The sequence below is a fragment of the Mitsuokella jalaludinii genome, assembly GCF_928722185.1.
GTDB classification, from domain to species: domain Bacteria; phylum Bacillota; class Negativicutes; order Selenomonadales; family Selenomonadaceae; genus Mitsuokella; species Mitsuokella jalaludinii.
This window is the reverse complement of the sequence record NZ_CAKMXA010000001.1, coordinates 2352497-2366147: the sequence shown is the minus strand read 5'-3', so window position 1 is coordinate 2366147 and position 13651 is coordinate 2352497. Positions and strand designations below refer to the sequence as shown.

9 protein-coding genes are annotated in these 13651 nt (G+C 46.3%); 1 reads left to right on the top strand and 8 read right to left on the bottom strand.

From position 1 onward, the window contains the following. The 5 genes from QDI87_RS11065 to QDI87_RS11045 are packed head-to-tail and all read right to left on the bottom strand — an operon-like array spanning position 1 to position 9626. Positions 1–2196 carry a DEAD/DEAH box helicase family protein gene (locus QDI87_RS11065; RefSeq protein ID WP_235269434.1) on the bottom strand — a complete coding sequence of 732 codons (2196 nt, stop codon included), beginning with the start codon at positions 2194–2196 and terminating at the stop codon, positions 1–3. A 10-nt stretch (positions 2197–2206) separates the two neighbouring features. After that, positions 2207–3352 carry an aminotransferase class V-fold PLP-dependent enzyme gene (locus QDI87_RS11060; protein ID WP_278743321.1) on the bottom strand — a complete coding sequence of 382 codons (1146 nt, stop codon included), beginning with the start codon at positions 3350–3352 and terminating at the stop codon, positions 2207–2209. An 11-nt stretch (positions 3353–3363) separates the two neighbouring features. Continuing rightward, positions 3364–6969: a restriction endonuclease subunit S gene (locus QDI87_RS11055; RefSeq protein ID WP_278743319.1), complete on the bottom strand. Its 3606-nt coding sequence runs from the start codon at positions 6967–6969 to the stop codon at positions 3364–3366. 10 nt (positions 6970–6979) lie between these two features. Further along, positions 6980–7867 (bottom strand): DUF4007 family protein, encoded by an 888-nt coding sequence (locus tag QDI87_RS11050; protein ID WP_278743317.1) that lies wholly within the window; start codon positions 7865–7867, stop codon positions 6980–6982. A gap of 43 nt (positions 7868–7910) precedes the next feature. Further along, a complete protein-coding gene (locus tag QDI87_RS11045) occupies positions 7911–9626 on the bottom strand; it encodes a phosphoadenosine phosphosulfate reductase family protein (RefSeq protein ID WP_235269430.1) in 1716 nt (571 codons plus the stop codon). Between the two features lie 224 nt (positions 9627–9850). Between QDI87_RS11045 and QDI87_RS11040 the strand changes: the two genes are divergently transcribed. After that, a complete protein-coding gene (locus QDI87_RS11040) occupies positions 9851–10015 on the top strand; it encodes a helix-turn-helix domain-containing protein (protein WP_235269429.1) in 165 nt (54 codons plus the stop codon). A gap of 305 nt (positions 10016–10320) precedes the next feature. Here the strand turns inward: QDI87_RS11040 and ilvB are convergent, their stop codons facing one another. The 3 genes from ilvB to QDI87_RS11025 form a co-directional block, all read right to left on the bottom strand. Beyond that, positions 10321–11985, bottom strand: coding sequence for a biosynthetic-type acetolactate synthase large subunit (gene ilvB, locus QDI87_RS11035; RefSeq protein WP_270528158.1), 1665 nt, complete (start codon positions 11983–11985; stop codon positions 10321–10323). 61 nt (positions 11986–12046) lie between these two features. Beyond that, positions 12047–13114, bottom strand: coding sequence for a 3-isopropylmalate dehydrogenase (leuB, locus tag QDI87_RS11030; RefSeq protein WP_278743316.1), 1068 nt, complete (start codon positions 13112–13114; stop codon positions 12047–12049). A 45-nt stretch (positions 13115–13159) separates the two neighbouring features. Further along, on the bottom strand, positions 13160–13651 hold the full coding sequence (locus QDI87_RS11025) for a 3-isopropylmalate dehydratase small subunit (protein ID WP_255240802.1): 492 nt from the start codon (positions 13649–13651) through the stop codon (positions 13160–13162).

The following is a 13651-nucleotide window of genomic DNA, read 5'->3' as shown; positions in this document are numbered from 1 at the left end:
TTACCCCCACTCTTCTCTTTCATCAACAAATTCAGTTTCTGTTATCGGAATATTGTACGTATCCCTGATTTCATCAATCAAATGATCCGATACATAAAAATTCCTAGCAAGATTACGGAATTCTACCATTCTGTTGAGCTCATTTTTTACCAAGGCCAGTTCATGCCGCCCTAATGCTGCATCTGAATTTCGAACTTCGTCCAATGAACGTGGCAAGGTAATAAAATCATAGATAACTGCAGATTCTTTCCCTGGATAACGCCTTAATACACGCCCCCGTCGCTGGATATATTCTTTCGGGTTTGTCGTACTAGCTAGAATAAACGCCGTGCGAATACTCGGGATATTGATGCCTTCATCAAGACATTTAATGGCCACTAGGGCTTGTATGTCATGTGACTTGAATTCTTCTATCCGCAGAGCTCTTTCGTCCATAGACTCTTTGGATGTGAACTGTGCCGTTCTCATTTCTAATTCAAAATTCAACATACGCGAGATGTAATCAATTTGCCGGATATCCAAATTTTCATCTTCTATGCCGACTTGTGCTGCGCCGCAATAAATCAACATGTCATGCTTATCTTTAAATTCTAGCATCATTTCGCGCAACTTTTCGACTTTGTTCATTGCCCCAGCAACTATACGCGACCTCTTTAGCAGCAGCGTTTTAGCCTTTTGTGTAACAATGATTTTTCCTTTCTTTTTATAGATACCTTTACCTATCTCGATGGTCAGCTGTTGATATTTTTTCAATTCTGTTTCCGTGAGGTAAATGACAACAGGATAATAGTCATACGGCACAAGCTTTTTTTCTTGAATTGCCCGTCCAAGGTCATAATGAATGCATACATCGCCAAAGAATCGATACAGGCACTCTGTTCCCTCCGGATCATTATGTCGGTCCATCGTTGCGGAAAGTGCTAATCGATAGGTATAGTTCTTCTGCAGCGTCTGCATCAATTTTTCAGCACCAAAATTATGTGCTTCGTCTACCACTAAAACTGATGGTTCCTTCAGTTTGGCGAATTCTGCTTGTGCCCAATCAGCAGCAAATGTCGCATTCGTGCAAATAAAGCAGAAAAAATCTCGAGCTCCTAGGTTAAAGCTGAATACTGCCCATCTGAGTCTTTCCTTATAATTATGCTGTGGTGATGCGCTATGTCCGATAATTGGATGCACCTTGAATTTTTCGATATCCTCAACCCACTGGCCAACCAAATGCTGATAAGGACAAACGATAATAACAGCCAGACGCGGCTTCTGCTCACATAAAACCGCCAATGCTCCCAATCCAGTCAGCGTCTTACCTGTTCCTGTCGCCATATCAAAGATGCCACGATAGCCATGCTGCCGCCATGAATCAATTGCCTGCTGCTGATAGGAATAAAGCCTCAATCCCTTAGGGATTTGAAATCCTGACTTTTGAGATTCGACTTTAGCCTCGTTATCGTCAACCGTTTCTGCGATTTGTTCATCTGACTGAGGATGATATACAGGATAAATTTCTTTTATCGGTTTTACTGGGCCTATACGATATTTATCTACCAGATATGATGTAACTTCAGGAAATGTTTGCACCGATGCATGGGAATCAAGATTATACCATAAGCGAGTAAAGTCAGCTGATTTCTGCATGACTCTTGCAGCATCTGCTTCTTGCCATGAACAAAAGACATCGAAGGATTCATAATTCTGCTCCAACGCATTACCGCTCTCATTCATCGATCCCGAAAAGGCCACAATATTGCCAAAAGAATCTTCAAGCAGACCAACTTTCTCATGATACATGCCAATACCTTTTCTGCCTTTTGGCACCACAATCTTGATATCAAGACGTTCATCAGCAATAAGATTTGCCAGCAAGTTCAAGCGATTCAGCGTACAGAAATCTTCATAATCCAATAATTCCCGCCTCAAAGATCGCTCGATAACAGCTTCTCTTGCAGCATATCCCTGTTCGATAGCTTCTATGTCTTCTCTTGAAAGTTTAGGCGATGCCAACAATTCGATTTTGCCTTCGTGCTGATAAAATTCATACAAGCCTGCTGTTATCATTGACAAAATGGATGAAGAGAAAAAGCCCACTGCCCTTTTATATCTGACGGCCTGCTTCAAAGCGGGGATATAAAAATCCTGCGCGATATTATCCTGAAAGGAACGATATTCTGTTTTCAGTGCAATATCCTGTAAACTCATATCTGACCTCTTATATATCTTCTTCTATTTCATCCAAAACGGACTTCAATGCTTCAAAATCCCTTTCTGTCGTGAAATAACTGATACTAAAGCGAAGTGTCCCTGCGGGGAATGTCCCTAAAAACTTGTGTGCCAAGGGTGCACATTGCAGGCCTGTCCGGATGGCAATGTCATGTTCATCAAAAAGTGGTCCCGCACTATCACTGCTGATTCCATCAATAAGCGCCGATACCACACCAATGTACTCTCTTTCCGGATTAACCCTAACCAACTGTAAAAAGTCATATCCTTCAAGAATTTCCAACAGCTGCTGACGATTTGCATGTTCCCGTTTGCGTATATTGTCAATCCCTGTCTCCAGCAGCCAGCCTAACGCTGCATGCAGTCCAGCGACGCCTGAGATATTCATTGTTCCCATCTCATAACGTGCTGGCAAATTCTGCGGCATATCTTGTTCTGCCGAAGCCACACCAGTTCCCCCGAATAGAACTGGCGGTAGCGAAATCTCCGGTTTCATAAGGAATCCTGAAATACCTGTAGGACCGTATAATGTCTTATGTCCAGCAAAAACGGCAAAATCACAATCAGAACGTTGTATATCGATATCTACCAGTCCTGCGGTCTGTGACATATCCAATAATGTACAAGCTTGATATTTTTTTGCTAAAGAGAAAATATCCGGCGCTGGTGCAATCAAACCAATAACATTGCTTGCATGCGATACAATAACAAAATCTGGTGCCTGTTTATCAAACTGATAACGGATGCGTTCCATATCATAAGTAAGATCATCTCTGACTTTGAGTTGATGAACAGACAGCGTGTATTCTTTAGCCAAAGCATGGAGCACCCGGGTGACTGCGTTATGCTCAAATGGCGATATATAGATATTACGACCCCCAGCTTTAATCATTCCCTGAATAATCATATTCAACGCCAATGTAGCTGTCGGTGTAAAGATGACCTCATGATTCGGCGCATGAAAAAGGAATTTAAGCCGGTCTCTTGTCTCAGCAATCAGCATTCCTGCGGACTTTGCTCCTTCATGGGTTCCCCTGCCGGCACTGCCACCATGACTGCGGTAAAATCTGTCCATTTCATGGTAAACACATTCTGGTTTAGGATATGTTGTCGCTGCATTATCAAAATATGCCATAGCTTCCTCCCTTAAAAGAGCTTTTGCAGGATTTCTGCCACTACTTGACGTTTTTCCTCAGGATTGATAGCCTGTCCCATTGCTTCAATATCTGCCGTGATGTTGTTCAACAGCAGCTTAGCTCTAGGAGAATATGGCACCTTGACGAAATGTCTGCGTACCATTTGTCCGGCTTCCGGATAAGAGAAGTAATATCCATCTTCCACTTCTTCTGCTATTTCTGCATTTTTCTGATTTACAGGCTGAAATTCGTCTGCCGTCTGTTTATAACGTTTTACTTTCGTGCAGAATTCTGAATATGTCTTATCTGACCAATCTTCCAGACGCAGCCCTGTTACCTCTCGGGCTAACTGCCGAATGAGCTGTACATCACCTAAGAGGTCACCCTGACAAATTTTAAGGAAGCTAGTTGTACCATCCGAAAAAACTTCTTCTCCAATAGCAGAGGGCAGCTGCTCATACCAGTCCATCAAAATGGAATGAAGAGATGCTCGTTCAGGCTGTGCGTTTCTGAAGACTTTTATCATGAATTGACAAATTTCATTTACCAACGCATCCAGCGCATTATCCAATTCGGTCTTGATATTTTTTATTGCATCAATAAGAAGACCTGCATCATTTATCGTCAACTGACATGCTTCAGGTATTTTGACAAAAAGCAGCTTGCTGCTGCTTCGCTCTGAGCTTACAGCCTTGCGAAATGCCCTGATTTTTTTCTCTAGTTTTTCACCTGTTGGCTTTTGCTGTAATTCTTTAGTATATTTCGGAAGAGCAAGATACCAGGACATAATAGCACGTGCTGTTGCATCGTAATCGACTCTGCCCTGAACATGATCCTGCAGTGATGCGTTAAAGAGCTGCCCCAAATCTTCGATATACGTTTCTTTTTCCTGCGACCAATTAAGTCTTCTCAATTGATAATTTTCTGGATGAGCATTAATCTGCTCCAGCGTGTCAGCCTGAATCGGCAACTGCTCATCCTTTTCATAAATCAACAGCGACTGCAAGTATGGACGCATTGCCACCGCTAATAAAATCGGTATAACGCCCCTGCGCAAACCAATACGTCCAGTCGGTGACATCAACTGATGATACAAATCAGCAAAAGACTCTGGCTGGTTTTCACCTGCATGCTCCAGAAATGCACTAATAGTGGCCATCGTATAATCCATTTCCGCATCTCCGGTATGCTTATGCCACTGCCATTTATCATTATCTGCCGTCAAAATCCCTGTACGCATCAAAGTGCTGCGCATAATAGACATATCCTGCCCTGAGCCTATCAAACCTAAATTTGGCTCTGTTATCGGACGCAGTATGGCTGTTACAACTTTATGACGACTCCTAGCTGCCATTACCGTGATTTCATTTTTATTGATGACTTCATTATTAATAACCGGCGTCATCGGGTAAGTAAAGTCACAGATTTTAGATAACAATGTCGATAACTCTGCACGTCTGCGAATATGCAGACGCTGTCCCATATGATAATAATAGGCCTGTTTCATTTCCGGACGAGTATAGCTCTGCAGGAAAGACCTCACTATGACATAATAATCTTCATAAATCAGGTTATATTCATCGCGAAGAACATAATCTTCTCCCGCTGCATCTCTTAGCTGTCCTGCTGCATAGAAACCGAACAAGGTATCACGAATAGGCTGATAATGCTTTGGTACCACAAAGACAAATCTTTTTGTCTCATCACCAGATTTTTGCAATACATCCGCTGTTTGTTGAATCTCGGCCTCTTCATTTGGCAAGACTGCATAAATGACACCATCTGCTGCTATCGATTCGCTTTTTACCTGCCAATTCACGTCTTCCCTGACTTCTTCAGCCGTAATAAATTCAACTGCAAAAAAGCGGGTAATTTCTCGTTCATCGTTATACCTTGCTGGATAGAGATAGCGGTTAAAATTCATGCCGTTGAGCAGCGTCTTCATATCCATATCCTGATGTGAAGCGATGAAATCTTTTATTTTCTGCTGTACATCAACACCCGAGCTCTGTTTCAGGCAAAGATACCCGTTGCTGCGTTTCAGATATACAACATATTGACGTTCGATTAAATCATCAAGTGCAGAATCAATCGCTTCTGCCGAATAAGCAAAACGCAGGATATTTGTCAATTCTTCTCTTGTCGGTGGCAACACATCAAACTGTTCCACCATGTAAAACAGCGCCAGGATTTTAACAATTTTCTGCTGCAATTCATTCTCATGAACTTTTTGCAGAATGGATTTTGCCAGCAGATAGCGCTGGTGAATTTCTCCGTCGTAAGCTTCCTTTTCCATCAAAGGACGGAAATAATCAAATAAAAGGTCTGCCGTAATAAGATGAAAATCATCCTGGCCATATCGACGCAAAAAATCCCGCAAAGTCGCAGTACCATCTGCCGATAAGAAGGTAAACAGCGTTCTTTCGTTCTGGGCAATACGCTCTGACAAGCGCGGCAGAATAAAGACAGATACCGGATGCAACGGATAAGATTCCAAGATAACACGCGCTGCTACGTTATAATCTAAATCGGCAAATATCGGATGGTTTAAGTATTGCCCTATCAGCAACGTAAATTGGTCATGATATTTTTTAGTGAACGATTTCCACAATAATTCTTCTTTTTGAATGACATTATCAATCAGTTCATACGTCTGGGCGTATTCTGCACGCATATGGATGTGTTTGAATCGTTCCGAGACACCGCGCCAGCCATCGGTCTTTTGTTTTGGCAGACGGTCGATATAATTCGCAATCTCCTTATGCGATATCAGCAAAATATGAAGCTGTTCTTTACCACTGCGATTGCATTTCTCTGCGAAATCCTGCAGCATCTTTGTATCACTGACAGAAGCTTCCTGAATATTCGCTTCCAGATACTTGCTGAATTCATCATAGACGACATAAATTCCTTGATACCCCTTAGCTTTCAAGGAACGCACTACGCTGCTGTAAAGTTCTGCAATATCAAAACCAAGGAATGGATTAAATACACTTCCTGCCGTCAGCTGTGGATACAAACGTTCAAAAGTTTCATAGGCCTGCACATCATATTGTGACAAGCGTTTTATAAAATCTTCTGGCTCATCAGCGATTATATTGGTATATGCCTGATACGTATCCGGATATTCCTGCTGCCATTTTTGAATGCATTGTACCGCTGCCTTGTAATTTGTGTCTGGCATAATATCCAAAAGATTATTATCTCTTAAGGACTGCTCCAAAGCCGTCAGGAACGACTGAGGAATACTTGTACTGCTGCCTGAGATGATGACCGGCAGAATCTTCCCCGAACTACTGTAATAGCGGTCAATCTCCTTTGCTAAAGTCTTATGCTCAGATAATTTAGGCTGTAAATGCTTGAACTTCTGTAAATCTTTTTTCAGCAGCAATCCCAGCATCGTCAGGACCATATGAGATTTTCCTTTACCATAAGCCCCGACTAAGACTCTCGCCCGTTCTGTAGAATTCTCTCTGGTAGACTTCATGATGTCTTCCATAAAATCCAATGCAGCCGAAGTCGGAATGAAGTTTTCTATTTTATCCTCACGATTAAGGTCATAACGCAGATTCACAGAATACTGGAATCCCGATGCTATGTGTATCATTTCACTCATAATTTCCTCTTCATTCCTTTAAGACGTCTTGATAATACTGTTCTATACACTCTTGTGCCGTATATTCTGTCATGATGTGCACTACATCCAGACCTGCCGTACGTACGACTTCGACTTCCCCCAACTGCTCTAATTGTTTCAGCAGCTGCATCAAAGTTGTCATATCAAGGTTAAATGCTCTGCCAATACTTTTAGGCGCATGAAGCAGTGATTCCAAGGAAACCTCTGTATTATCATCATGCTGTAAAAGAATCATGGCTAAAGCAATATATGGAGATAACATCTGCGGCTGGACCATCGTCTTACGATAAATCGTTCTATCTTGACTGACGTAATCAATCAGGCCCAATTCTCCCAAGGGACAGGCAATATTGTTCTCAGGAGAAAACTGCAGTCGGCCGCCTTTGATTCTAGGAATGTATGTATTGATGATGCAGCTAAAATCATCCTGATATGAACGATCCGCTACACTTGTCTCTTCATTCTGCATCAAAACATAATTCTTAAGGCCTCTGATGAAATCATCTCTCGTGAATTCCAACATCTGAAATTCATTAAAGAAAAAATACCACGCTGTCGCTTCTTCCTGATTCGAAGACAACTCATATTGCAGTAATGAAAGCGTTCCCTGTTCCTCTATATAGCGATCATAACGATAGATAAGTTCTCCTAACGGTGTAAACTGCTGAGTTCTCTTACCATGTGTTGGCTCTTTTGTGATGCCAACAGCCTGCATCCAATAGCGAAGAGATTTAACCATATTAGAACCAATTCCCAGGACATCCATGGGCTTTTCTTCTTTGCTGACAAATACGTCTGGATGACGCTTTACATATTTCATCCCTTTGGTAAGCCAGCCTTTACGGATAAAGAATGTCTCATGGCCCCTGAATTTCATACTTGATTCTCCTCACTCATCTATTTGCTATAGTAACGATACGTTACTTCGTTCTTAAATATTTATCCATCATACAGCCGCCCGCTAAGTATTTTGCATTCATGCATTTCTGACAGTGTACGCATTTCTGTGGATCAATATAATAAGAATCTCCAATGATAGAAATAGCCCCTGTCCGACATAAGGATTCACATTTCAGGCAGCGGCGGCATGCGTTGAACTTTCGTATCTGATATCCTGCCATTCTCTGCAGTGCATCATGGTCCTTGACATTCATTGTCTTGACCTTGACTGCATGTTCATAATTATCCTGCTTAAACGGCTGAATGGACAAAATAGGAACATTGGTATGGATATCCAACACTACAGTCTCATGCAGTAATCTTCTGCCAAGTTCCGGTGCTAATTTTCCGAATGGCACAAACATATTCACCAGTTCATCATCATATGGCCGGAACAGTTTATATATCTTTGAATGTTCTTCTGAAGTACAGTTCGTATACTGCAATTTGACAGTTTTAGCTGCAGGAAGTCCATTTCCACCCTGTCGTGCCTTCCACTTGCCCGTATCAACATAAACCTCGGCATCTTCCTTGCCGATCTCATGGGCAAAGTCAATCAAAAAGTTACGCCACTTCGTCGAACGCTCTGGCATATATATATTGGAAAGAAACTGCGCTCTTTTATTATTGTTAGGGCAGCACCAACAGCCAACACGGTCATATCCCAAGCGATAAGCATCATTAAAGTCAATTTTCTCACCCAAGATATAAAGCCAGACATCAATATCCTTCCAATTGAATATAGGGGCAGCAACCGTCTGCTGCTGTATCTTTACCGACTCTGTATTCTTCTCAACGCGATTGTATTTACTGCGGCTGACAGACTCATAACGACGGATACCATAAAAAGTCAAAATCTGCTGATTTCGATACAGATTACTAATGACCCGTGTAATCGGTCCTGTTTTGAACATAGAACAGCACCAGCGCATCATCCTGGCAGGCGGGCCAATTACTTTGCACATATCCATGAAATTTTGTTCCCGATTCTGGGCAATCTGAAAAATGGCCTGTGGATGATTCTTACGGAACCGCTCTGCGTATGTCAATGTTGTCGGGAATTCCAATGTTGTATTGCCAAAAATATGAACAAGACTCGGATTACTCAGTGCCTTTGTGACAATGTCTGCCGTAACTGTCGAATCTTTGCCCCCTGAAAATGACAATACTATATTCTCTGCAGGATATTTAGAAGCTTCCTCTCTGATAAACTGATGAGCCTCGTCGATGATAGCCTGCAGATGATGACGATTGACTGTCAAAAAGTCTTGGATATGACGCTTAAAGGCTCCAGAATATTTTTCCTGAGCATGTTCCTGCAGAATTTTCCTTACCTGCTCAATATCGGCTGCTTCATAGTTCTTGGCTGTAATTACTTTGGAATGACCGTCAATGTAATAGCGGTTCTTATTCGCCCAGATAGATTTTTCAGCCAAGCTCAAGGGCTCAAATTTCAAGAGCAATTCCAACAGCAGTCGCTCTTCTGGAAAAACTGGGCGCAGGTCAGATGCCATATACTTCGTCTTTTGTCCGCAAATCGGGCATTCTGACTGACCGGACTGATTGACTCGACGGATAATCGGTACCTGGCAATGCTCGCACCAATAAATTTCTGTAGGAACATCCGTTTCTGTTTTTTGCCCGCAAATCGGGCATTCTTTTTCGTTTGTCTCTATCTCACAGTGTTTGCACCACATTTTATATGTTACCTTTTATTCTATACACAACAAAATTCGTTAATTACCTGTAAAAAAGGGCAAAAAGCCACATATTTTAAGCTTAACTCAAGATATACACTCTCATTATATAACGAATTACGTTATTTTGCAATAAAACGGCAATTATATTCTCATATATCGTCAGTTTTGTAACATTTAACGTTAGATTCTGTATAATGAAAAGCATGGAGGTGTGCAGGCTCATGTCTATCGACGACAACATCAGGAAAAGAAGAAAAGAACTAAAACTCACCCAAACCAAACTCGGTCAGCTGGTGCATAAGTCTTCGCAGGTAATTTCGAATTGGGAGAGAGGTTATACCACAGGCATTACAATTGAAGATTTAATCGCTTTAGCAGATCATTAAAAATATCCATTCTTTCCCTGATACCTCATGTAAAAGATGATAGCAATTCGTATCGAGAGGAACAGGCTTCCTTCGAAACGGATTATATAAATACAACCAAGGTTGCTGAAAACATCACGAATAAACGTTTGTTACAACTCATCAACGAATATCCTCATCTAGATGAAAAGTCAAAGCCATCATCGATGCCATCATTAATTTATCTAAAGATGATGCTCATTCACATATTTAAACAAAAAAGAAGCTCTATCCCTCGCATAAAGAATAGCGCTTCTTTTTATATACTATTATTATGTATTATTTTATTACTTGAATTCGACGAACTCATCGATGCGAGCGCCGCCCTTGATCATGGGTTCGACGAAGCTGCGCCAGACGTTGAGAACGATGACGCGCGGATGGTCGCGGTCTTCGAGGGCTTTCTTGAGGGCTTCGGCAAATTCATCCTGTGTGGAGACGGACTCCGCCTGGATGCCGAAACACTCGGCGTACTTGACGTAATCCATCGGGTAGTCGAGCTCGCAGGCAATGTAGCGCTCTTTGTACATGACCTTCTGGAGCTGGCGGATCATGCCGAGACTCCTGTTGTTGACGATCAGGGAGACGACGGGCAGATTCAGGCGAGCGATCGTGTAGAACTCATTGCCCGTCATCTTGATGCCGCCGTCACCGGCTACATGGATGACACGCCTGTCTTTGCCGTAGTAGAGCTGAGCGCCCATCGCGGCCGGCAGGCCGAATCCCATCGTGCCGAGGCCGCCGGAGGTCAGCCACGTCCGCGGCTCTTCGATGCGCAGGTGGAGCGCAGCCCACATCTGATGCTGCCCGACATCCGTCACAAAGGCGTACGGCTTGCCCTTCGTGCGCTGCATGACCTGATGCATCGCCCAAGGGACAGTCAGGCGGTTCTGGTGATAGTCGTAGGCATAGGAATCCTCCCACTTCTCGATCTGCTGCCACCAGTCCGTCAGGGCGGAATTCGGCTCATGCCGCATGAGCAGGGCAAGTATGGTCTTCATATCGCCGGCGAGGCCGAGCGAGTTGCCGACGTTCTTGTCGATCTCGGCCGGGTCGATGTCGATGTGGATGAACTTCGTGTTCTCCGTGTACTTGTCGAGATTGCCCGTCTGGCGGTCGCCGAAGCGGCTGCCGATAGCGATGACAAGGTCCGCCGCGGCAATCGCGTGATTGGCGGCCTTCTCGCCGTGCATGCCGGCAAAACCGAGTGACTGCGGGTGCGAGCGCGGTATCGCACCGAGGCCCATGAGCGTGTGCACGACGGGTAGATGATACTTCTCGACAAAGGCGATGACTTCTTTCGTCGCTCCGGCAGAGATGACGCCGCCGCCGACGATGGCCACGGGTTTCTTGGCCCGGACGATCTCGTCGGCCGCTTCTGCCGCGCAGATCAGGAAGTCAGCATCCGGCTTTCCATGATGCTCGGACTCCACGCCCTGCGGCGCGTAGTCGACATCCATCTGGAAGAGATCGCGCGGCACATCGACGAGCACAGGGCCGGGACGACCATGACGCGCGAGCGCGAATGCCTTGCGCACCGTCGGCACGAGCTGATCGGCCTTCTTGACCTTGAAGTTGTGCTTCGTGACAGGCATCGTAACGTCGAGGATGTCCGTCTCCTGGAACGCATCGCGCCCCAGGAGAGATGTGTCGACCTGCCCCGTGATGGCGACGACCGGAACGGAGTCCATGAAGGCCGTCGCGAGCCCCGTGACGAGATTCGTCGCACCAGGGCCCGATGTCGCGATGCAGACGCCGACCTTGCCCGATGCACGCGCGTAGCCGTCGGCCGCATGCGCGGCATTCTGCTCATGTGTCACGAGGATTTCCCGGATGTCCGGGTTCTCATAGAATGCGTCATAAAGCGGCAGGATCATGCCGCCCGGATAACCGAAAACCGTGTCGACTCCCTGCTCCTTGAGACAGAGAGCGACTGCCTGTGCTCCCTTCATCTGCCTTCCCCTTTCTGCTGATCATGCGGCCTACAATGAGATTTCTCCACTATGGCAAAAATCAGATGCGCTCACAGATGACGTTCGTAATCTCCTCGGTATTGGCCTTCTTGAAGCCTTCCTTCCAGAGGTCTGGCGTGCGGTAGCCATCAGCGAGAGCCTTGTCGACAGCTGCTTCGATGGCCTTGGCCGCCTCTTCTTCGTGCAGCGAGTAGCGCAGCAGCATGGCAGCCGAGAGGATTGTACCCATCGGGTTGGCAATGCCCTTGCCTGCGATGTCCGGTGCGCTGCCGTGGATTGGCTCATAGAGACTCGTGCTCGTGCCAATGGAGGCCGACGGCATCATGCCGATTGAGCCGCCGACGACGGCCGCCTCGTCGGAGAGGATGTCGCCGAAGAGGTTGCCCGTGACGATGACATCGAACTGTGTCGGACGGATGGCCAGCTGCATCGCGCAGTTGTCGACGTAGAGGTTGTTGAGCTCGACATCGGGGTACGACTCGGCGAGCTTGGCCACCGTGCGGCGCCAGAGGCGCGACGTCGCGAGGACATTGGCCTTGTCGACTGACGTGACCTTGCCGCGGCGCAGCTTGGCCGTCTCGAAGGCGAGCTTCGCGATACGGTCGACCTCGGGGACCGAGTAGTTCTCAAGGTCCCAGGCGCGCTCTGCACCATTGTGCTGCTCAGACTCGCATTTATCGCCAAAGTAGATGCCGCCGATGAGCTCGCGCACGATGACGAGGTCGACGCCCTTGACGAGTTCCGGCTTCAGCGGAGAGTACTCGACGAGCGCATCGGCCACCTTGACCGGGCGCAGGTTGGCATAGAGGCCGAGGTTCTTGCGCAGGCCGAGGATGGCCTTCTCGGGGCGCAAGGCCGGGTCGACATTGTCCCACTTGTCGCCGCCGACAGCGCCGAAGAGGACGCCGTCCGATGCCTTGCACGCCTCGATCGTATCCTCCGGCAGCGGCGTGCCGAACTTGTCGTAGGCCGTGCCGCCGGCATCCTTATAGGTGTAGGAAAGCCCAAGGCCAAACTTCTCGTCGACCTTCTTGAGGACTTCTACCGCAGAATCCGTGATTTCCTTGCCGATACCATCGCCCGGTATCACTGTGATCTTGTATGACATATGCTATTCCCTCTCTGCTCTATCCAAACGTCGTTGACTCTGTGCTCAGTCCTTCTGGCCCTTGATATAGTTGATGAGGCCGCCGGCCTGGGCAATATCCTGCACGAAGCCCGGAAGCGGGTGCGCATGGAAGACGTCGCCCGTCGTCAGGTCCTCGATCGTGCCGGTCGCCGTGTCGACGCGCAGCTGATCGCCGGCCTTGATCTTCTCGACGTCCTCGCCGATCTCCAGGAGCGGCAGGCCGATGTTGATGCCATTGCGGTAGAAGATGCGCGCGAAGCTCGCGGCGATAACGACCGGGACGCCCGATGCCTTGATGGCAACCGGCGCATGCTCGCGCGAGGAGCCGCAGCCAAAGTTGCGGCCGCCGACCATGATGTCGCCTTCCTTGACATTCGGTGCGAAGCTCTCATCGATGTCGACCATGCAGTGCTTGGCAAGCTCTTTCGGGTCAAACGTGTTGAGGTAACGGGCCGGGATGATGACATCTGTATCGATATTGTCGCCGTAGCGCCATACTTTGCCTTCTAATTTCAT